At 51.6% G+C, this 19,138-nt stretch carries 23 protein-coding genes and 1 pseudogene; 9 read left to right on the plus strand and 15 right to left on the minus strand.

Going from position 1 to position 19,138, the window contains the following annotated elements; translation table 11 throughout:
* Positions 1-29 precede the first annotated feature (29 nt).
* Both FDX24_RS07320 and FDX24_RS07325 read right to left on the minus strand, forming a co-directional pair.
* Complete coding sequence (locus FDX24_RS07320; protein WP_071887338.1) at positions 30-362, minus strand: EmrE family multidrug efflux SMR transporter; 333 nt, start codon at positions 360-362, stop codon at positions 30-32.
* A 115-nt stretch (positions 363-477) separates the two neighbouring features.
* A complete protein-coding gene (locus FDX24_RS07325) occupies positions 478-1,194 on the minus strand; it encodes an alpha/beta fold hydrolase (RefSeq protein ID WP_212732647.1) in 717 nt (238 codons plus the stop codon).
* Between FDX24_RS07325 and FDX24_RS07330 the strand changes: the two genes are divergently transcribed.
* Positions 1,193-1,963: a LysR substrate-binding domain-containing protein gene (locus FDX24_RS07330; protein ID WP_199953438.1), complete on the plus strand. Its 771-nt coding sequence runs from the start codon at positions 1,193-1,195 to the stop codon at positions 1,961-1,963. The two genes, FDX24_RS07325 and FDX24_RS07330, sit on opposite strands and share 2 nt — an antisense overlap.
* Positions 1,964-1,980: 17 nt before the next feature.
* On the opposite strand, the gene FDX24_RS07335 is transcribed toward FDX24_RS07330, so the two are convergent.
* On the minus strand, positions 1,981-2,379 hold the full coding sequence (locus tag FDX24_RS07335) for a helix-turn-helix domain-containing protein (protein WP_048211800.1): 399 nt from the start codon (positions 2,377-2,379) through the stop codon (positions 1,981-1,983).
* A 113-nt stretch (positions 2,380-2,492) separates the two neighbouring features.
* Between FDX24_RS07335 and namA the strand changes: the two genes are divergently transcribed.
* On the plus strand, positions 2,493-3,569 hold the full coding sequence (gene namA, locus FDX24_RS07340; RefSeq protein WP_137364064.1) for an NADPH dehydrogenase NamA: 1,077 nt from the start codon (positions 2,493-2,495) through the stop codon (positions 3,567-3,569).
* Positions 3,570-3,854: 285 nt separating this feature from the next.
* Here namA and FDX24_RS07345 read toward each other — a convergent pair whose 3' ends face one another.
* Together FDX24_RS07345 and FDX24_RS07350 are read right to left on the minus strand one after the other, a co-directional pair.
* Positions 3,855-4,709 carry a DMT family transporter gene (locus FDX24_RS07345; protein ID WP_137364065.1) on the minus strand — a complete coding sequence of 285 codons (855 nt, stop codon included), beginning with the start codon at positions 4,707-4,709 and terminating at the stop codon, positions 3,855-3,857.
* A gap of 133 nt (positions 4,710-4,842) precedes the next feature.
* Positions 4,843-5,187, minus strand: coding sequence for a DUF1294 domain-containing protein (locus tag FDX24_RS07350; RefSeq protein WP_048211797.1), 345 nt, complete (start codon positions 5,185-5,187; stop codon positions 4,843-4,845).
* A 200-nt stretch (positions 5,188-5,387) separates the two neighbouring features.
* Between FDX24_RS07350 and FDX24_RS07355 the strand changes: the two genes are divergently transcribed.
* Positions 5,388-5,885 carry a GNAT family N-acetyltransferase gene (locus tag FDX24_RS07355; RefSeq protein ID WP_137364066.1) on the plus strand — a complete coding sequence of 166 codons (498 nt, stop codon included), beginning with the start codon at positions 5,388-5,390 and terminating at the stop codon, positions 5,883-5,885.
* A gap of 5 nt (positions 5,886-5,890) precedes the next feature.
* Here the strand turns inward: FDX24_RS07355 and FDX24_RS07360 are convergent, their stop codons facing one another.
* Positions 5,891-6,382, minus strand: a complete 492-nt coding sequence (locus FDX24_RS07360; protein WP_115602095.1) for a GNAT family N-acetyltransferase — start codon at positions 6,380-6,382, stop codon at positions 5,891-5,893.
* A 137-nt stretch (positions 6,383-6,519) separates the two neighbouring features.
* Here FDX24_RS07360 and FDX24_RS07365 point away from each other — a divergent pair, with 137 nt between their 5' ends.
* Positions 6,520-7,491, plus strand: coding sequence for a LysR family transcriptional regulator (locus FDX24_RS07365; protein WP_137346359.1), 972 nt, complete (start codon positions 6,520-6,522; stop codon positions 7,489-7,491).
* Here FDX24_RS07365 and FDX24_RS07370 read toward each other — a convergent pair.
* From FDX24_RS07370 to FDX24_RS07390, 5 genes and pseudogenes are all read right to left on the minus strand, one after another.
* Positions 7,445-7,889, minus strand: a pseudogene (locus FDX24_RS07370) (PLP-dependent transferase); the annotation flags it as partial. The gene FDX24_RS07365 and the pseudogene FDX24_RS07370 sit on opposite strands and share 47 nt — an antisense overlap.
* An 87-nt stretch (positions 7,890-7,976) precedes the next feature.
* The gene (locus tag FDX24_RS07375) at positions 7,977-9,182 is read right to left on the minus strand and encodes an MFS transporter (protein WP_137364067.1); all 1,206 of its coding nucleotides are present in this window, start codon (positions 9,180-9,182) and stop codon (positions 7,977-7,979) included.
* Between the two features lie 4 nt (positions 9,183-9,186).
* On the minus strand, positions 9,187-10,215 hold the full coding sequence (locus tag FDX24_RS07380; RefSeq protein ID WP_061067833.1) for a zinc-binding dehydrogenase: 1,029 nt from the start codon (positions 10,213-10,215) through the stop codon (positions 9,187-9,189).
* Between the two features lie 26 nt (positions 10,216-10,241).
* Positions 10,242-10,406, minus strand: a complete 165-nt coding sequence (locus FDX24_RS07385; protein WP_225807905.1) for an OsmC family protein — start codon at positions 10,404-10,406, stop codon at positions 10,242-10,244.
* Between the two features lie 48 nt (positions 10,407-10,454).
* A complete protein-coding gene (locus FDX24_RS07390) occupies positions 10,455-11,231 on the minus strand; it encodes an SDR family NAD(P)-dependent oxidoreductase (protein WP_061067834.1) in 777 nt (258 codons plus the stop codon).
* A gap of 176 nt (positions 11,232-11,407) precedes the next feature.
* Between FDX24_RS07390 and FDX24_RS07395 the strand changes: the two genes are divergently transcribed.
* The 5 genes from FDX24_RS07395 to FDX24_RS07415 all read left to right on the plus strand — a co-directional run bounded on the left by FDX24_RS07395 (position 11,408) and on the right by FDX24_RS07415 (position 15,292).
* Entirely contained in the window at positions 11,408-12,322 is a 915-nt protein-coding gene (locus FDX24_RS07395) for a LysR substrate-binding domain-containing protein (protein ID WP_137364068.1), read from the plus strand.
* A 216-nt stretch (positions 12,323-12,538) separates the two neighbouring features.
* Positions 12,539-12,820 (plus strand): hypothetical protein, encoded by a 282-nt coding sequence (locus tag FDX24_RS07400; RefSeq protein WP_048211789.1) that lies wholly within the window; start codon positions 12,539-12,541, stop codon positions 12,818-12,820.
* Positions 12,821-12,856: 36 nt separating this feature from the next.
* Positions 12,857-13,201, plus strand: coding sequence for a carboxymuconolactone decarboxylase family protein (locus FDX24_RS07405; protein WP_048211788.1), 345 nt, complete (start codon positions 12,857-12,859; stop codon positions 13,199-13,201).
* 134 nt (positions 13,202-13,335) lie between these two features.
* Positions 13,336-13,653: a hypothetical protein gene (locus FDX24_RS23540; protein WP_233608838.1), complete on the plus strand. Its 318-nt coding sequence runs from the start codon at positions 13,336-13,338 to the stop codon at positions 13,651-13,653.
* Positions 13,654-14,359: 706 nt separating this feature from the next.
* Positions 14,360-15,292 (plus strand): GIY-YIG nuclease family protein, encoded by a 933-nt coding sequence (locus tag FDX24_RS07415; RefSeq protein WP_170973056.1) that lies wholly within the window; start codon positions 14,360-14,362, stop codon positions 15,290-15,292.
* Positions 15,293-15,477: 185 nt separating this feature from the next.
* Here FDX24_RS07415 and fecE read toward each other — a convergent pair whose 3' ends face one another.
* The 4 genes from fecE to FDX24_RS07435 are packed head-to-tail and all read right to left on the minus strand — an operon-like array spanning position 15,478 to position 19,096.
* Entirely contained in the window at positions 15,478-16,245 is a 768-nt protein-coding gene (gene fecE, locus FDX24_RS07420; RefSeq protein WP_137364069.1) for a Fe(3+) dicitrate ABC transporter ATP-binding protein FecE, read from the minus strand.
* Positions 16,246-17,202 carry a Fe(3+) dicitrate ABC transporter permease subunit FecD gene (gene fecD, locus FDX24_RS07425; RefSeq protein ID WP_137364070.1) on the minus strand — a complete coding sequence of 319 codons (957 nt, stop codon included), beginning with the start codon at positions 17,200-17,202 and terminating at the stop codon, positions 16,246-16,248.
* On the minus strand, positions 17,199-18,197 hold the full coding sequence (fecC, locus tag FDX24_RS07430; protein WP_137364071.1) for an iron-dicitrate ABC transporter permease FecC: 999 nt from the start codon (positions 18,195-18,197) through the stop codon (positions 17,199-17,201). The genes fecD and fecC overlap by 4 nt, the downstream gene beginning before the upstream one ends.
* The gene (locus FDX24_RS07435) at positions 18,194-19,096 is read right to left on the minus strand and encodes a Fe(3+) dicitrate ABC transporter substrate-binding protein FecB (protein WP_137364072.1); all 903 of its coding nucleotides are present in this window, start codon (positions 19,094-19,096) and stop codon (positions 18,194-18,196) included. Before FDX24_RS07435 ends, fecC begins: the two co-directional genes overlap by 4 nt.
* Positions 19,097-19,138 lie beyond the last annotated feature (42 nt).

Consider the following 19,138-nt stretch of genomic DNA (forward strand, 5'->3'; position numbering starts at 1 on the left):
GCTTTTCCTACAAGAGTAAGATAAGAGAATCAATGTGGGGAGGATTTTGAAAAAATATTAATAACCAGAACCCCAGCACAAATAAGAAGCATGCCTGCGATCGCCGGAAAATCAAGTTTTTGCCCACTTACCAACCAGCTCAAAAGGCTGATTAATACGATTCCAGCACCTGACCAAATTGCGTACGCAATACCCGTTGGAATGGTCGACAGAGTCTGGGAGAGAAGATAAAAGGCTGTGCAGTAGCACACAATAGTTGCTACCGATGGCCATAGGCGTGTGAATCCGTCAGAGAACTTCATCAGGGTTGTACCTATGACTTCAGCTACAATAGCTCCTGCAAGGAAAATGTATGAATTCAAGATCTGATCCCATGTGACAATCTAAAGCAAATATCGTATCACAAAGGGTTGGGTGAGTTTGAACGCAGCCCAAACTACTTTTTCGTGTAGTGATTAATAATCACCACGATATTGATTATTTTACGGCGCTGACCGCATGAAGAATTACACTTGCCACGGCATCTGGCTGAGAAATATGTGGGGCATGACTGGTGTTCAGGGTAGTCACCGTCGCGTGGATTTTCTCCGCCATTACTTTCTGCAAGTTAATGTCGAGCATATGATCCTGTTCGCTGACAATATACCAGGAAGGTTTATTTTCCCATGCCGCGTCTTTCACTTTTTCGCCAAATACTGCGCCGTTAGTTGGGCCCTGAGTGGCGTAGATAAGTCTCGCTTGTTCCGCAGTAACATCCTGCGCCAGGTGCTGAGAAACGCCTTCAGAAGTGAGTTTCAGATAACCCGCATCATCAGCATCAATATGACTGAAACCTGAAGGTGTAGGATAATCTTTTGTTAAATCACCGACAGACTCTCCGGTCGATGGTGCAAAAGCGGCAACATAAACCAGTGCTTTGACGTTCTCATTTTTTGCACCGGCCTCTGTAATGACTGCACCACCATAGGAATGGCCGACCAGCACAACAGGACCTTTTACTCGTGCCAGTGCGCGACGTGTTGTGGCGGTATCTTCAGCAAAGGAGGTGAGTGGGTTTTGTACGGCAACGACATTAATCCCTTTAGCCTCAAGCAAAGGAATGACCTTATTCCAGGTTGAACCATCTGAAAATGCACCATGCACAAGCACAACCGTGGGTTTAGCCGCTTTACTGACGGGTAAGCAGTTACGCATGCTTGAGCAAAATCTTGGCATTCAACTGATCAACCGTACGACCCGGAGCCAGAGCCTGACGGACAGCGGCCGTCTCTTTTATGAAAGAGCGAAAAATATTCTGGCTGAAATGGAAGAAGCGGAAGCCGTGATTGCTGAAACCCGTGCGATCCCCCGTGGTAATCTCAGGATCAGCGCTCCCATTACCTTTGGCAGTCAGCTGCTAGCCTCAAAACTGCCGGAATATCTCAAACAAAATCCCGAAGTCTCGCTCGAACTCTGTTTGTCGAATCGCACTGTCGATCTGGTTGAAGAGCGCTTTGATGCCGTTTTTCGTACGGGAGAACTGGCGGACAGCCAGCTACTGGCAAGAGCGCTTGCTCCCTATCAGATGGTTATTTGTGCTGCACCAGCTTATCTTGAAGAGGCTGGAACGCCCTCTGTGCCGCAGGATTTGACGCGGCACCAGTGCCTGATCTTTACCCATACATCAATGCGGACGGAATGGAAATTTGAAGGCCCTGGCGGACAAGTCTCGGTACCTGTAACCGGCAGGTTTAAAACGGACAACAGCGAAGCCCTGCTTGCTGCCGCCCTCTCAGGGCTGGGAATCATTATGCAACCGCTTCCGCTGATGAGCGCGGACATCGCCGCCGGGCGGCTGGTGCGGGTTCTGCCCGATTATGAACTGCCCGGTCGGCCCGTCCATGTGCTTTATGCCCAGGACAGAAGAATGACTCCACGATTACGAAGTTTTATCGATTTCTGCATCACCCATTTTGGCACTTAGATACCCGTGAAGACGGCTTACTTCGGATCGCCGAGAACCTTTTTCAACTCCTCGATATCCTCTTCAACCGCTGTTTTAAGACCGCGGCGTTCCAGCCAGTTTCTGCCCCATATGCTTAGATCCAGAACCAGTTTGTTCAGCTCCCGTCCTTCGTCACTCAACGAGTATTCAACCTTTGGTGGAACAACGGGATAAACCTGGCGAATAATCAGGCCATCCTCTTCAAGTTCACGCAGTTGCTTCGTCAGTAAACGCTGATTGATGCTGGTTAAAAACCGCTGGAGTTCGCTAAACCGAAGCGTACCGTCCTTAAATAAATGATAGAGGATCACCCCTTTCCATTTCCCACCCATGATATGCAGTGCTGCTTCCATTGAACAACCTGGTGCCGAATCGTAGTTACGTAATTTCTTCATAAAAACATCATGGTTACCTTTTGGTAAGTATGTGCATTTTTTTAGCGTATAAACGAATTATCATCGTATGGTACTTTTAGCGGGCTAAATATCAATCACTTTCTGGAGTAGAAATGTCAGCTTTGCTTTTTGAACCCATCACAATCAACGGCGTTGAATTCCGCAACCGTATTGCCATGTCCCCGATGTGCATGCACTCGGCATCTGACGACGGCAAGATTAATGACTTTCATGTTATCCACTACGGCGCGCGTGCCCTGGGCGGAGCAGGTCTTATCATGCTGGAAACGGCCTCTGTATTACCGAATGGTCCAATCGGTCCTGGAGACATCGGTATCTGGGATGATAGCCATATTGAAGGTTTGTCCCGCGTGACAGATTCCATTCACCGTTTTGGCGCGAAAGCCGGCGCACAGATTGGACATGCTGGTCGCCAACTGGGAATTGACCTGCCCTCTATCGCGCCGTCAGCTATTCCGTTCACACCTGATTCCCGCGTACCACAGGCGATGAGTATTGAGCAAATTAACGAAGTCGTAGAGGCGTTCCGTCAAGGTGCTCGCCGTGCGCGTGAAGCCGGTTTTGACGTTATTGAAATCCACGGTGCCCACGGCTATCTGTTGAATCAGTTCCTGTCGCCGCTAGCGAACAAACGCACCGATGAATACGGCGGTAGCCACGAGAATCGTTACCGCATTGTGCGTGAAGTCATTGACGTCGTGCGCAGCGAGTGGAAAGGCCCATTGTTCCTGCGTATCTCTTCAACCGATTATGTTGAAGGCGGAAACCGTCCGGAAGACTTCTTGATCTACGGCAACTGGATGAAAGAACAAGGTATTGATCTGATTGACTGTTCAAGCGGCGGAATTGCGATGGTACAGGTAAACACTTACCCAAATTATCAGGTCCCTGCAGCCGAGCTACTACGAAGGGAGTTGGATATTAAAACCGGGGCTGTAGGTCTGATCGAAACAGGTCGTCAGGCAGAAGAAATTTTGCAGAATGGCCGAGCAGATATCATTCTTGTTGGCCGGGATATGCTGAAGGATCCGTTCTGGGCGCGTACTGCAGCAGACGATTTGAACGTTGTACTCCCCGTTCCTGCACAGTACACCCGCTATGGTTCTGGCTGGCAGCGTTCTCAGCCGCGACTGCCGGCAGCTGACCTGGCAAGCACTGTAGAGCAATAATAACAGCTACTTCATCGGCCCTGCACGGTTGTAATGCTGTATCTGTACCAATAGACCCTTTGTTGTAACCCTCATAGTTAAAAAAACGAAAGTGCTTTCCTATTGCCCCTGCATGCTGACGCAGGTTTTTTTTTATTGAGAACATCTGATTTTGTATTGCGGATGGTAAAAACCTTAAAAATCAAAGATAAAATTAATTTCATAAATATACTCATCAAATCATATCAACGTCCGCTCCTGGCTGTGAGTCAAAACACCGAAGCACAGTGCTGTGACTCCTCAACGTTACCCCTGTGCTGATTTCTTACTCTGTGTTCGATCGGATGAAATAACAATGGCTATGCCAGCCAGAACGATCAGTGTGCAAACCAGAATTCTCAAATCAGGCAATTCGCCAAGAAATAGCACTCCACCTACCGCAGCAATACAGGGCACACTCAACTGCAGCGTGCTGGCGGTTGCTGAAGACATAGTGGCAACAAGTTGGTACCAAAGTACGTAAGCCACACCAGAAGCCAGTCCGCCGGAGAGCAGGGCAAGGATGACGCCGTTGGCGTCAGTATGCACGGGCTCCTGTCGTACCAAACTCAGGATGAAAATAACCGGAAGGCTCAGAATGAAATTTCCTGCAGTCGTCCCGGCAGGAGAGAGGATATTTTTCCCACGCACAGAGTAAGCTCCCCATGCCATGCCTGAAACAACCATCGTCAGGGCGGGTATCAAAGGGGGAGCGGTTGCGCCGGGGAGCAGCAGCATAATGATCCCCCCGATGGCAATAACGATCCCGGTGGCTTTGTATCCGCTAAGTGTTTCACCTTTTATTAATCCCCAGCCAATCATGCAGATCTGCACTGCGCCAAACAGCAGTAATGCACCTGTTGCGGTATTGAGCTGCACATACGCGATTGAGAAAAATAATACATAGGCACACAGCAACAGGGCATCGATGATTTTCCAGCGTATTTCTTTCAGTTTACCCCGGGCTATATGCCAGAAAAACAGCATTACTGCACCACCGAGTAATCTCAGCACGCTGAACGTTTCAGGATCTGAATACTCATTCTTTAAGGCGATACGACAGAGGATAGAATTGGCTGCAAATGCAGTTAGCACCAGGAGAACCAGCAACAGCTTTTTCATATCCATCCTTAATGTTGACGATCTGTTGCAGAGTATAGAGTGCGTACATCAGGACAGACATGCTAACGATGCTTTTGTTTATAATCCAACACGATAACGTTGCACAGGGGCTGGCGCTATCCCTAAATGATGCTCAGGAAAGTGAGAATGGAAAGAACTGATACACGGCCACCATAGCGGAGGTACTTAATATCACACTGATGATGAAGTAAGTTTTGAAGGGCTGCTTTTGTGTTTTATGGTGAAAGAGTTGTTGGCCGACAATGGCTCCAGCCCATCCGCCCACAGCGCCAAATACCAGCAACGTGGATTCCGGCACTCTGCGCCAGGCCTTACGCGCTGCCATTTTGTCCACGCCGTAAATCGCCAGCGTCAATATGTTGGCGAGCAGGCCCCATATCAGCAACGGATGTGGGGCAAAAAGGCTACTGACCGCAGCGCAGACCAGTAGCAAATAACAATAGCGATTGAGATTCATCTCATTAACCACAGCCGGAACGGAGAGGCGATTATCTTAACCCAGAACCGACACCGATAAATGGATATGTAGATTCCTGGAAGCCAGGGTTATCCAGATTTTGATACAGAAAATGTCGGGGTCGCATGTCCAGTCTATAAAATAGAACATTATGAAAAGTAATGATATTGTTCTACCAGCCACGCTCATAACGAGGTTTTATGAAAATCAGAAGGTTCAAGAATGGAGATGAGATTTCGTTACTCAGCATTTTCTTATCTTCTGTACATACCCTCGCATCCCACTATTACACACATGAACAAATAGATGCCTGGGCCCCGTCAGATATCGACCCGGATAACTGGACTAATCGCATGAGGGCACTACGTCCCTTTGTTGTTGAAGTGGATGGTGAAATAGCTGGATATGCGGATGTTCAGCCAAATGGGTACATTGACCATTTCTATGTCTCGGGAGTCTACCCGAGACAGGGCGTAGGGACGCTACTGATGGACCGCATTCATGAAGAAGCCAGACAACGTGGAATGGGTGAACTTACTTCAAATGTCAGTAAGGCTGCGGAAGCGTTCTTTCTACGACACGGCTTTCATGTCGTGGAACGAGGTTTCCCTGTGTGTCGTGGCGTGACACTACAAAATGCACTGATGCGGAAATATTTGGCGAAACAGATGAAAAGAAAAAGAGTCGTGTCTGGATAGTTAAATCAGAGTGTCATCATCATTTCATGCCAGGCCATACCACCGTGGTCTGACTCTGACGGTTTCATATACTGGTAACCAAAATGAGCATACAGATCGACGTGGCGATCTTTACACAACAGGTGGATTGTTTTTTTGTTCATTGCTTTCATATGCGCCACGAATTCACGCATCAGCAACGACGAGTATCCTTTGCCCTGATAATCCGGGTGAACCACGACAGACATAATCACGGCATTAGGTGCATCCGGATCGTGTCCAACCAGTTCTTTAAATTCTTCATCAGACATCACGACTTCCCATGCGCAGCCTGCATTGATGAAACCAATAACGTCGCCGTTCAGCTCCATACACAGAAAACCTTCCGGATAGCGGTTAATACGGGTGGCTATTTTCTCGCGCGTTGCGGCTTCATCCCCTTCGTAGGATGTGATTTCAATATCATAGCAACGATCGACATCGGCGGCAGTGGCCTGACGGAATACAGGGGTAGACATAGTTTTGCCTCTTCAGAATCATTTTGATGGAAATATACTATCTTTTTTCAATCATGCTTTCGCTGCATTTTATGCAAAAATAAAATGTACAATATTCATTAATCACTATTTTCAAATTTCACCCGGAAAAAAGAACCATGGTGTCGACGTTGCGCAAGACCGATCTGAATTTATTGCTTATCTTCGATTCTCTTTATCGGCATGGGAGCGTAACGGAGGCCGCTAATGAAATGGCGCTAAGTCCGTCAGCGCTGAGTCATGCGCTCAATCGCTTACGTGCCTCACTGGATGATCCCTTATTTGTGCGCACTGGCGGACGCATGGTGCCAACGTCAAAAGCAGAGAGCATTGCCGCTAACGTTTCCGCCGCTCTGAACAGTCTCTCGACTTGCCTACATGAGCCTGAACACTTTGAGCCGGAAAAAAGCCGGGAGACGTTTACTTTTGCCGCCACGGACTACACGGCCGCTGTGATCCTGCCAGGCCTGATCGCGAGAGTTAACAGCCTCGCGCCGGGTATTACCATTAAGCTTATCTACTCACGCGATTTTAACGCCGATGAAGATCTGCTTTCGGGCAAAGTTGATTTTGCTCTTGGTTTTGAAGAAGAGCAGAAAAATCCCCGGCGCGGTATTGAGTCCATTACCTGCTTTACGGATGATTACGTGGTTGCGGTGCGACGTGGTCACCCTGAAATTTATGATTCCCTTACCCATGAGCGATATCTTAACGCCGGACACGTGGTGGTACGCCCATGGCTGGAATCCCGGGGTGCTATCGACCGCTATCTGGAAAGTCAGCAGGTACGCCGCCGAATTGTTGTTGAATTACCAAGTCTGATGATTGCCCCGCTCATTGTTTCAAATACTGATCTGGTCATCACGCTGCCCAAGCGGGGCATCTCATCTGTTTTTGATATGAAAAATCTTGTGGTGTTTACTCCTCCATTCCCAACCCCCCAGTATATTCTGAAGGCTTATTACAGCCCACAGCTCAGTAACTCCCCTGGACATTTATGGATGAAAGAGCAAATTTTACAGGTTTGCGAGCCGCAAAACCCGATTACGTCAATGAATGCAGCCGATCAAACCCCTGACCCAGATCGGTGATCAGGTCATCCGGATCTTCCAGGCCAATCTGGAGCCGAAGGGGTTCTCCCTTCTTGTGCCAGGTTGTCGCAGTTCGATATTCCCGGCAGCCGAAAGGAATAATCAGGCTTTCAAAACCGCCCCAGGAATACCCCATTCCGAACAGCTGCATGTCATTTAGCATGCGTGTACGGGATCAAGCACCACAGAGAACAGCCCTGACGATCCCGTAGGGTCTCGCTTCCATATTTCATGTCCCGGACAATCCGGCATTGCGGGGTGGAGTACAGTTTTGACTTCAGGTTGTTCTGCAAGCCAGTGAGCAATTGCCAGTGCTTCCGCTTCTTTCAGCGAATATGCAACGTTCTTAAACCATGTAAGGCAAAGAAACAGTCTTCTGCACCCGGTAACATGGCAAGTATGCCCAAAATCATGCCCGTTGATGTTGGGCTTTAGATACTTTTTACATCAACGTAACCCGCTTCCAGATAGCAGACAAAACAGGGTCAGAAAGTTAATTTATCCTGCTTTTTTGCCCGCAACTCGTTAACAATACCTACAAACGCAAGACCGACGGGAACAAGGGTCCCCCACAGGACGGAGTTCCAGCCGTAGAGGCTGAGTAGAGCACCTGAAGAAAATGACCCTACAATCATAACCCCAAATACCACAAAATCGTTCAGGGACTGGACCTGGGTTTTCTCTTCTGGACGATGATATTCAATGATCTTCGCCGATGCGCCGGTGAAGCCAAAATTCCAGCCGAGACCCAGCAAAATCAGCGACAACCAGTAGTGAAAAATATCGGTTCCACCGAGTCCGGCGAGGACAGAGCATGCAGTGATAAGCAAACCCGCAGCAGCGATACGCATGGCTCCAAAGCGGTTAATTAATTTGCCAGTGAAGAAACCCGGACCGTACATGGCAATAACGTGCCACTGGATACCGAGATTGGACGCCTGTTGAGAGATGCCGTGCATGTGCATCGAGAGTGGTGCAGCCGTCATCAGGAAGTTCATCACCATATAGGTTACCGCACCGCTGAATACGGTTCTGGCAAACCCTGGCTGACGGGCAATTTCGCGTAAAGGCCGCCCACCCGTTTTTATCGCGCAGGTAGGTTCTGCGGTTTTTACGCCTTTAAGTATGAATGCCGAAATAACGGCCACGAGCGCCTGCGCGAGGAACGTGACGGCGAAGGTATGAGGCGGCCAGAGGTGCATCGTGCCTGAAACCAGCATCGGGCCAATCACGCCGGCAACCACGCCGCCTCCCATCACCAGCGACAGGGCCCGGGCGCGACGTTCTGGCGTGACGCCGTCGGTTGCCGCAAAACGAAAGCTGAGCGCAACGGCTGCATAGGCTCCGCCCATGAAGGCGGCAATGCAGAACAATATAAATGAGCCAATCACGACGGCCAGGGCGGCGGTCAGTCCAGTCAAGACACCCGCCCCGGTTCCGACCATAAATGCGCTTTTACGGCCATTTTTACGCGCTAATGAGCCTAACGGCAGGATACTGCCTGCCATCCCCAGAACAAACATGGTGATGGGAAGTGTAGCCAGCGAGCTGCCGGGAGCGAGGGCGTTACCCACAATTGCGCCAGTGGCATAAAAGACGACAGAGTTGGCACCCGCGAGGGCCTGCGCGGCCGACAGGCGAATGATATTATTTCTCTGGTCTGCAACGGGCAGGAAATGTTCTGCGGACATGTGATTAATTATCCTGATTCATGGTGAGCACTATCCTGTATCGCGCCAGACCTTGCTTAAGTCTGTTGAGCGCCTCATTTGCCCGTTCAAATGGCAACATCTCTGTGATGGGCAACGTCTGAAAGAGGTGGCTGAACTGCAGTGCGCGCTCGGTTTGCGCTGGTGTGCCGACGAAGGAGCCTGTCAAGGTGCGTTCAGCGCCGATCATCATACCCGGCGAGACCTGCAGCGGCTTTTGTCCTGTACCCAGCAAGATTGTTTTACCCTGGGGGGAGAGGGCGGACAAGAGGGCTGAAACCGTTTCTGAAGCCGGTGCAGTTGCCACGATAAAATCCACACCGCCGTCATTTTTCAGGCGTTCTGATGCATTTTCCTCAAGTGTATTTATGTAGTGATGCGCACCCAGCTTAAAGGCCGCGCGTTCTTTTTCGCTACCCCGTGCAATCACAGTCACCTCAAAACCCATTTTACGGGCGTACTGAACAGCCATGTGGCCAAGCCCACCCACTCCGAGAACAGCCACTCTGTCGCCCGCTCTTGCGCCTGAATTACGCAGTGCGTTGAAGGTAGCGGTACCGGCGCAAAGGATCGGGGCTGCATGCACGGAAGAGAGCGCGGAGGGAATTGCTATCAGCGCGGTATGTCGCATGACAACGTACTCTGCGTAGCCGCCATCGCAGCTGAGGCCCGGCGTCAGTTGATTTTCACAGAGATGAAAAAGCCCTCTGCGGCAAGGTTTGCAGTGCTGACAATACCCACCCAGTCGGCCGACGCCTACGCGCTGACCGCATTGCCAGATATCGGGTACCCTGTTCCCCTTGCGGGCAATAAACCCGACGATTTCATGTCCCGGTATACGGCCGGGTTGGCCCTCCTGCGGCGCTCTTTCCGCGTCCCGGAGATCGGCACCGCATACTCCGCATGCTTCAATTTTGATAAGCACCTCATCCGGACCGGGAGCGGGTATCGGCCGCTTTGTCATTTCCAGCACACCAGGGGCAACGATCTGCATCGCGCGGTATTTTTTATTCATAAATGGCACCGATATAATAGGGATTATCAGATGGCAAGGGCGAGATCTTTAGCCCTGGCTTCCTGAACAAAGACGGCCGTCATACAGGCATTAAACGCAGCGAGCATTAATTCCCGCGGATCAGGAGCCAGTCCCTCGCCACCCAGCGAAACCGATTCATCGGAATCGATAACATGGTTTTGAAGTGCCAACGGAGCGGAACCTCCGGAATACGGCTGGCAGAGCGTCCGGCGCGGTCTTCAGGCGTTACGGCCAGCCATCACACCGCCATCAATATCCCAGATAGCGCCGGTGACCCAGCCAGTTTTTTCAGAAAGCAGGAAAGCCACAGTTTCCGCGATGTCGACTGGCGTACCCACGCGTCCGATCGGATGGAAGCTGTCAAAGCTGTTCATCACATCTTTTACGTCGTCTTTCGGAATGAAGCCTTCGTAAATAGGAGTGTGAACAACGGCCGGAGAAACCGCATTCACGCGGATCCCTTTTTCACCCAGCTCAATGGCCAGGTTTTTAGTCAGCGCGTGCAGACCGGCTTTGGCCATCGAATAGGCTGAAGACGGCGTGGCACCAATCGCCTGCTGCGCCCACATGGAGCCGATATTCACGATGGAGCCTTTAATCCCGGCATCAACCATATTGCGCACCACGTCACGGGTAATAAAGAACGTTGCGCGGTTAATGCTCATATACATGTCATAGTCTGACGCTTCATGTTCGGTGAAGGGTTTTGGGAAAAACACGCCAGCCGCATTGACCAGCAGGCTGATATCTTTGTGTTCGGCATTAATGGTGTCTACCACATGCTGCATCCCTTCTTCTTTCATCAGGTCGGCAACGATGATAGAAACCTGACCATCCGCAGCCAGTGCCTGGCGGGCCTGCCCGGCTTTGTCCTGACGATTGCCAACAAGCACAACGCTGCCGCCGTTTTTCAGAACCAGCTTCGCCGTTTCGAAGCCCATACCGCTTGTACCACCGACCACTAACAGTTTTTTACCGGCAAAAGATGCGTTCATCGCTAACCTCTTTGAATTCATATGGTTGTTATTGATGAAAAGCCGTACTCCTCATCGTGTGAAATCAGAATGCCACCCGGACGCCTGATTGACGACTGAGAAGAAATTGCGACTCAGGAAAGAAAATCTTTCTCGCTGGCGTATACTGAGAAAAATAATGAATCAGGATTTCCACAATGCGATCGCTAAACCGACTTAAATGGCTGCACGCTTTTGAAGCCACCGCCAGGCACGGCAGCTTTACCGGCGCGGCACAGGAGCTTGGCGTTACGCCCGCTGCAGTAGGCCAACTGGTACGCTCGCTGGAAGACTGGGTCGGACACCCGCTTCTTCACCGCACCCGCTCCGGAAAAGAGCGGCTGACGCTGGTTGACGAAGCGCAGGAGGCGCTACAGGACATCACGCAGGGACTGGACAAACTCGAAACCGGGTTAAACAAGCTTCGCGGTCGCCGCTCGCGTTCGGTGGTGGTGGTGACAGCATCGCAGGTGCTGATGATGAACTGGCTGATGGATCGCCTGAACCGGTTTTCGGAAACGCACGAAAATATCAATCTGCGGCTTAACGTCACGGAAAAACTGATGGATGTGTCGCACGGCGAGGCGGACATCGGTATTCGCTGCGGACAGGGCGACTGGCCAGGCGTGCATAAAACCTGGCTGATGGATGAAGAAGCGGTGCTGGTCTGCAGTCCGCGCCTGGTGCCGCCCGGGAAAATGGCCTGCCGTGAATGGCTCGCCACGCAAAAACTCATTCACGATGACACGCCGCATCCTGGGGCGGATTTTCCGTCATGGGATGCTGTCCTGATGGCGGTCGGTGCACCCGAAGCGCTGGATAGCGGGCTGCATATTAACTCCACCTCAGCGGTCATCCTGTCGGCCCTGAGCGGCAGGGGCGTGGCCATCGTTCGTTACGCTTTGGTGAAGCAGCTTATCGAAACCGGTCAGTTGGTTCAGCTGCACCCCGATCGCCGTTGGCCGCTCAAATGGTCCTATTATCTTGTCACCCCGCAACAAAAAGTTATGCGTGATGAAGTCAACGTTTTCCATGACTGGCTTCTTCAGGATGTCGTCTCAGACCGTTCATAAACTGCCCCCTCAGGCATTACGCTGCCCCGGCAATCACGTCGGGCGCGTAGTGCTTATACCACGACAATTCACGACATAGAATTTCTTTTCTGCTTCGCAAGATTATCTGATTTGTTGAAGCTGTCTGGCTTTCTGATAATCGCTCTCAACGAAAGGTAATACAGACCGGTTTTTTAAACGGGCGTATTACTTCAACCCTGAACGAAGGAGAGAACGATGGCTTATCTGCAAATCACCCTGAATATCAGTAATGAAAACCGTGCGGCAGCCGCTGAGGTATACCAGAAATACAAAACTCCGTTTCTGACCACCATTGAGGGTGCCACCTCTAAAGAGCTGCTTGTCCGCGACGAAGACGTCCAGGTGCTGCACGGTTTTACGACCGTTGCGCAGGCGCAGGCATACCTTAACAGCCTGCTGTTTACGCAGGATGTCGTTGCCGGATTAAAACCGTATTTAAACAGTGCGCCTGACGTGCGTATTTTCGACGTCATTTAATAACTTTTCTGAGACAAACAACAACCGGAGTTTTGAATGTTCTTAAACTGGAATGAATATCGCAGTGGCCTGCTCGCCACCATCGACAAATTTGCCAAACTGCAGCCTGAGTTTATGAAAGGCTTTCAGCAGATGGATAAAGGTGCGTCAGAAAGCAAGCACCTCGATCCCAAAACCCATGAACTGATTGCGCTGGCCGTGGCCGTAACCACCCGCTGCGACGGTTGCCTGGCCGTTCATGTGGATGCTGCTGTTAAGTACGGTGCCACGCGCGAAGAGATCGCCGAAGCGCTGGCGGTTGCCATAAACCTGAACACCGGCGCAGCGCTGACGTATACCGCGCGCGCACTGGATGTGTACGATAATCTGCCGAACAAATAGGCCTGCACACGGCTCCGCGTGGGGCCGTCTAATCACTGATTATGATGTTACTGAATTATGATTTTTCGCAGCGCGTGATCATTACCCCGGATGATTATCAATGGATATTTTCACCCTAGCCCTGGGTTGAGCGCATGATGCTTGACCGGATTGGTCGCAAGCAGGTACGCGCAACCCTTCTCGTCAAGCTGCGCCAGATGTCTGCCGATGCACGCCAGCCGCTCAGGTTATATACGCAGAAGGCGGCTAACTGGCATGGTCAGCCGCAAAGACAAGTCTTCGCTTTATTCTCTGGCACCTCAGAAACAGTGCTGCTTCAGAAGCTTGCCCCAGGCGCGCGGATTTTCTGTGCGCCGCATGTTGGCGGAGCAGAGATCCACGACGTATCCGAGCCAGATTCGGGTAAAACGGCGATTTTTGGTTTTACTGGCGTACTTGCAAAATCGAGATGAACTGTCAGCGATGCTGTTCTCAAAAGCCTTTGTCGGGAGCCGCTCGTACGCTTATTTGGGCAGGATGCGGTAGAGCCCGAAGCTGAGTATATAAAAGACTGGGTGGCCGATCCGTTTCTGCAACGGAATTTGATCTCCAGCAGGAAGTCAGTCACGTAATACCTGAGCAACTTTCCGCCAGGGGAGAGTTGTCCGGTGAGATAACAGGTATTGCCAGTGAATGGTCGCCGCAGTTCCCGGGCTATCTGACAGGCGCAATTGACTCTGCATTAACGGGCGTTCAGCGCTGGCTACAACAGAAATAACCCGCGAAAATGGGGGGCTACCATCCGAGCAGGAGATGGGTTGTTGAAAACAGAGTATCCGGTTCGATAATGCGTCAGCTTTTAAAAAGAGCTGGCTTCTGAAGCGTCCGCTCCTGGCACAATGCGGACAAGCTGACTTAGCTGAAGGTCCGCTGAGAGCGAAGAGCGGACATTGCTAACAGCATTCTGTGTGAATCAACAGGGAGCAGGTCATGTTTATCAATAACGATATATTTTCTCCACATGCACCTCAAGTACACTGCGCCACTACACTATATAATCGCTAATGATGATAAGTATACTTATATAATTTTTTCCCTTTAGCTCCTGGATTAACTTGTTGAAGTTTCAATAAAATAATGATAAACAAAAAGGAGCGGCAATAATAATGGATTTTAATTATGGAATGGAGATTTTTAGGTTCTATATCAGAGGCCAGGAAATCTGGCTGTAGCGGAGTTTATCTTATTGTCCATAAGGGACTTTTCAATCGCGTGGTTTACGTTGGGGTAAGTTGTAATGTAGGTAGAAGGATAAACGAACATTACGACGGTTACCTGAGAGGAAACCGAACAATTTACGACGCGGGTCAGGATGACGACGTGTATCGCTTCATGTCTGCTTATAAAATTCATAACCACACTAAACATTATCAAGCCTTAGCGAAAGATTATAAGATATGGGCATCTACAACGTTATATTCTGATTTACCGAAAAACATGCTAGCAAAAAGCCAAGCATTTGATACTGACTGGCAGAGTATTGCATTAGAAAAATATATTCCTCAACTGGTAGTATGGGCCCTTCCAATGGCAAATTACTGTTATTCAAATGCCAGCAGAATTGAAAGTGCAATCCAATCAAAACTCATTAAATCTTTTGATTTGAGAGGTTTTTTTAATTTAAAGCAACTAAGTATATTGGGTAAGGTTGAATATCCACATATGGAGAAGGTCAAGGTCTTTATTATTGATGCACCTGATTTAGACCCGGCATCCCAACTTATCTTTAGCAATCTGCATAATAAAAAAATCGATGACAATTTCTGTAAAGAGTTCCGTTCACAGTTTAAAAACGAGATTTTTCAGAGGGAAAGTGAAACTCAGAGAAAACGAACTATCAGGGAGCATAAGGTCTCTCTTTATGAAAATTTTGGCAAGCCCTGGACTTTAAAGGAAATGGAAAAACTTAGAGTCATGCTTGTTGATTTTGATTTGTCCCCGACAGAAATATCTGAGTATTTAGGAAGAGAGCCTCGCTCTATCTCTAAAAAAATAAGCGAAAATGATAAAGTTACTAATTATAAGTGGAGAGAGAGCGTCGGCTGGTTGTGACGTTACGTTTTGATTGAAATAACCCCATTTCGTAATGTCCGCTTCTGGCACAAAGCGAACATTCTAAAACAAGTTGATGGACGATGAGCATTGCTCATCGCAAGCATTCAGAGCCAGGCAGAAGGACACTGCGGCACAGTTCCCGTTTCGTTTAGCCGAGGTTTACTGCATACGACCTGTACAATCTACCTCACCACACACATTGGTCTGCCAGATATCGGCTCGGGATGGATCTCCGTTTCCACGCTGAATACGCTTCTCAGCAATCCAGGATTCATCACTGCTTCCGGTGTGCCTTGTGCCATCACATGTCCGTTGGCCATGACCACCAGATGATCGCAGTATCGGCTTGCCTGATTAAGGTCGTGCAGCACTGCGACTACCGTTTTCCCCTGGGCTCGGAGTGCGCCCATCAACCGCATCAGTTCCACCTGATGATTGATATCGAGATAGGTCGTTGGCTCATCGAGCAGGACAACGGGCGTATCCTGCGCCAGGACCATCGCCAGAAATGCGCGCTGGCGCTGGCCGCCAGAAAGATCGGTTAACCGTCTGTCGGCAAGATGATGGATTTGGGTCTGGCTCATGGCGAGATTGACCCGCGCATTGTCTTGCGCACAAAGACGCCCCCAAAGTGGTAACCACGGGTTGCGGCCGTAGGAAACCAGCTCTCGGACGGTGATCCCCTCTGGCGTTAAATGATGCTGCGGCAGCAGCGCCAGCCGGCGGGCAAGCTGGCGCGATGAGAACGTATTGATGGGATTGTCGTCAAGAAATACGGTGCCGGACTGCGGCATTAACAGTCGTGAAAAACAGTTTAACAGCGTCGATTTCCCACAACCGTTAGGGCCAAGTAGCGCAGTAATCTTGCCCGTAGGCAGTGCGAGTGATACGCCGTCAAGCACCTTGTTTGTCCCGTAACAGACCGTCAGATTTTCAGTTCGTAATGTCATTTATCGCATTCTCACAAGCAGCCAGACAAACCACGGCGCACCGATAATGGCGGTCAGCACGCCAGCGGGAAGCTCCAGCGGGGGATGAATAATTCGCGCCAGCAGGTCGGCCGCCACCAGCAGCAATGCACCCGTCATGGCCGAAACGGGCAGCAGCCAGCGGTGACGTCCACCGGTAATGCTGCGCACCATATGTGGTACCACGAGTCCAATAAAGCTAATCGGGCCGCAGACGGCCACGCCGGTTGACGTCATGGCGACCGCCAGTAGCAAAGCCTGGAACCGTATACGCGGCACCGACACCCCGAGCGTGGTGGCTCGCGCATCGCCCAATGCCAGGAGGTCGAGATCGCGGCAAAAACCCAGGCTCAGCGGCAGAAATAACATCAGCAGCGGGGCGGCAATCTTCACAAAACTCCAGTCACGTCCCCATAAGCTGCCGGTCAGCCACAGCAGGGCGCTGTTCACATCCTGCGGGCGCGAAAGCATCAGGTAATCCGTCAGGCTGGCCCAGCAGGCAGAAAGTGCGACACCCGTGAGCGCGAGCTTCATCGGCTGGCTGGTGTTCGCCAGCATTCTCAGCAGGATCAGGCCTGCCATGCCACCGACAAAGGCCAGCAGCGGCAGGGCAATCACCGGTAGTGACGGCAAGAGCAGTAGCGCGCCCACAGAGGCCAGGCTTGCGGCATGATTTACGCCGAGAATATCCGGCGATGCCAGAGGGTTACGCACGATCCCTTGAACCAGAACGCCTGCCACCGCGAGGGCTGCGCCGACCAGCAGCGCCAGCAGCAATCGCGGCAGGCGGTACGCCGTTAACACGTAATGATACTCGCGCCCGGTTTGCCAGTCGGTCAGCAGGGCGTGCCAGGGAACGGCGATCACCCCCATTTGCAGAGACAGAACCGAAAATCCCGTCAATGCGAGGGCGATGAAAATGACTAACGCAATTTTCATCCACGCCTCCTGACCAGCCAGACAAAGCAGGGCGCACCAATCAGCGCCACTACTGCCCCGGCAGGCAATTCGCCAGGAAAAGCCAGCGCTCGGGCCAGAACATCAGCCAGCAGCAGCAGCGTAGCGCCCAAAAGCATGCTCATCGGCAAAACCTTGCGCTGATCGAATCCCACCCAGAAGCGAGCCAGATGCGGCATCAGCAGGCCGATAAACGCAACCGGGCCAGCCACGCTGACGCAGGCACCGACCAGAAGCAGCACCAGAATATTGATGATCAAACGTAGCTTTGGCAGATTCACCCCCAGCGTGCGGGCAGTGCTGTCACTGACGTTAAGCAGGTTCAGTTGATTAGCCAGCAGCAACACCACCGGCAGGGCAACCGCCACCATCGGGAAAAGCTGCCAGAACTCCTGCCAGCGTGCGTGGGATACGCCTCCCGCGAGCCAGTATAAAATGCCGTAAGCGTGATCTTCCGTCAGCAGCAGGGTGATGCGGATCAGGGCCATGCAAAACGCCGAGAACGCGATGCCCGCGAGGATCAATTTGTTTCGGTCCTGGCTGTGGCGAAATCCGCCGCCAGCGGTCATCACCAGCAGCCAGCTTACGCCGCCACCGCAGGCGGCGATAAAGGCGATGGAGTAACCTGCAACGGGCACGGGGCTGAGAGCGCTGGTCAGCGCCATCGCCAGCGCCGCGCCGCTGTTAATACCAAGCAGCGAAGGGGATGCCATTGAATTATGCGTCAGGGTCTGCAGCAGCGTTCCCGCGAGAGCCAGACTCGCGCCGATCAGAATGGCGACCAGGCTTCGCGGCAAACGAAGGTTTTGCACCAGCGCTTGTGCAAGCGTGGGCGTATGGCCCGGCAGCAGAGCGTGAATGGCGTCAACGCCAGAAACAGGAATGGCCGAGTAGCAAAACAGACTCAGCCAGAAGAGAGTGATAAGCGCGGCAAGGGGAAGACCCCACTGCAGCGCTGGATGTCTGAGAACCGTCATTTCACATCGGATAAAGGCTGGTGATGGAAGATTTTTACCGTGTCACTGGCAATGCGTTCGGCCGCGAAAATGCCGCGCATCCGCGCCCAGGCGTTACTGTCGACCGACGCCGTCTGCTGTTTTTGCACCGCAGTTAACATCTGCCACAGCGGGTCCTGCTGCCAGCGTTTGACGATGCTCTCTTCGCGGTAGTGGGCGACCAGCAGCCATGAAGGATTGAGCGCCAGCAACTGCTCCAGGCCGATAGACGGCATAGACGCACCGGATATTGCCGCCGGCACCGTCAGCCCCAGAGAGGTCAGGACGCCCCCGGTCCAGGTCTCTTGCGTGTGCAGGTTGAACTGCTGCTCCCGGGACGTACCAAACAACACCAGCGTGCCTTTTGGCAACTGGCTTGCCCACGCTGACATCTGTTGTTGGTGTTGCGCCAGACGTGACTGCATCTGTGTCTTTTTGCCCACAACTTCGCCGATGATGGCCGCAGATTGCAGATTTTCAGCGTAGGTTTCATTGCGGGACTTAAGCAGCAGCACCGGTGCGATTTGCTGCAAGGCGCTGTAGATACCCGCATGACGGCTGCTGTCGGCTATGATCAGATCCGGTTTCAGCGCGCTGATGGCTTCTAAGCTCGGCTGCGCGCGCGTACCGACAGACTGCCAGGGTTTAAGATGGGTGCGAACTTCTGGAAGAATGCGCGTGGCATCGTTATCGTCGGCAATGCCGACCGGACTAACATCGACGGCTGCCAGTGCGTCCGCGAACGACAGTTCCAGCACCACGATCCGCTGTGGTGTTTTATCAAGCGTAAAGGTGCCATGTTCGTCATGAACCGTGGCGGCAAAAGCGTTGCCGGTGAGCAGCAGCAGAGCGGCGAATAGGGTGCGTAATGATGTAAACATGTGAGTGGCCTGTGTCGAGTGGCGCGTCGTTGACCCGGCCGA

The organism is Citrobacter sp. wls716 (assembly GCF_005280975.1).
In the GTDB taxonomy this organism is placed as follows: Bacteria; Pseudomonadota; Gammaproteobacteria; order Enterobacterales; family Enterobacteriaceae; genus Citrobacter; species Citrobacter youngae.

Excerpts from the sequence above, each read along its gene's own strand:
- FDX24_RS07330 (WP_199953438.1), top strand. The coding sequence starts at position 1,193 with ATGCTTGAGCAAAATCTTGGCATTCAACTGATCAACCGTACGACCCGG.
- FDX24_RS07325 (WP_212732647.1), bottom strand. The coding sequence starts at position 1,194 with ATGCGTAACTGCTTACCCGTCAGTAAAGCGGCTAAACCCACGGTTGTG.
- FDX24_RS07335 (WP_048211800.1), bottom strand. The coding sequence starts at position 2,379 with ATGAAGAAATTACGTAACTACGATTCGGCACCAGGTTGTTCAATGGAA.
- namA (WP_137364064.1), top strand. The coding sequence starts at position 2,493 with ATGTCAGCTTTGCTTTTTGAACCCATCACAATCAACGGCGTTGAATTC.
- FDX24_RS07345 (WP_137364065.1), bottom strand. The coding sequence starts at position 4,709 with ATGAAAAAGCTGTTGCTGGTTCTCCTGGTGCTAACTGCATTTGCAGCC.
- FDX24_RS07350 (WP_048211797.1), bottom strand. The coding sequence starts at position 5,187 with ATGAATCTCAATCGCTATTGTTATTTGCTACTGGTCTGCGCTGCGGTC.
- FDX24_RS07355 (WP_137364066.1), top strand. The coding sequence starts at position 5,388 with ATGAAAATCAGAAGGTTCAAGAATGGAGATGAGATTTCGTTACTCAGC.
- FDX24_RS07360 (WP_115602095.1), bottom strand. The coding sequence starts at position 6,382 with ATGTCTACCCCTGTATTCCGTCAGGCCACTGCCGCCGATGTCGATCGT.
- FDX24_RS07365 (WP_137346359.1), top strand. The coding sequence starts at position 6,520 with ATGGTGTCGACGTTGCGCAAGACCGATCTGAATTTATTGCTTATCTTC.
- FDX24_RS07375 (WP_137364067.1), bottom strand. The coding sequence starts at position 9,182 with ATGTCCGCAGAACATTTCCTGCCCGTTGCAGACCAGAGAAATAATATC.
- FDX24_RS07380 (WP_061067833.1), bottom strand. The coding sequence starts at position 10,215 with ATGAATAAAAAATACCGCGCGATGCAGATCGTTGCCCCTGGTGTGCTG.
- FDX24_RS07390 (WP_061067834.1), bottom strand. The coding sequence starts at position 11,231 with ATGAACGCATCTTTTGCCGGTAAAAAACTGTTAGTGGTCGGTGGTACA.
- FDX24_RS07395 (WP_137364068.1), top strand. The coding sequence starts at position 11,408 with ATGCGATCGCTAAACCGACTTAAATGGCTGCACGCTTTTGAAGCCACC.
- FDX24_RS07400 (WP_048211789.1), top strand. The coding sequence starts at position 12,539 with ATGGCTTATCTGCAAATCACCCTGAATATCAGTAATGAAAACCGTGCG.
- FDX24_RS07405 (WP_048211788.1), top strand. The coding sequence starts at position 12,857 with ATGTTCTTAAACTGGAATGAATATCGCAGTGGCCTGCTCGCCACCATC.
- FDX24_RS23540 (WP_233608838.1), top strand. The coding sequence starts at position 13,336 with ATGATGCTTGACCGGATTGGTCGCAAGCAGGTACGCGCAACCCTTCTC.
- FDX24_RS07415 (WP_170973056.1), top strand. The coding sequence starts at position 14,360 with ATGGAATGGAGATTTTTAGGTTCTATATCAGAGGCCAGGAAATCTGGC.
- fecE (WP_137364069.1), bottom strand. The coding sequence starts at position 16,245 with ATGACATTACGAACTGAAAATCTGACGGTCTGTTACGGGACAAACAAG.
- fecD (WP_137364070.1), bottom strand. The coding sequence starts at position 17,202 with ATGAAAATTGCGTTAGTCATTTTCATCGCCCTCGCATTGACGGGATTT.
- fecC (WP_137364071.1), bottom strand. The coding sequence starts at position 18,197 with ATGACGGTTCTCAGACATCCAGCGCTGCAGTGGGGTCTTCCCCTTGCC.
- FDX24_RS07435 (WP_137364072.1), bottom strand. The coding sequence starts at position 19,096 with ATGTTTACATCATTACGCACCCTATTCGCCGCTCTGCTGCTGCTCACC.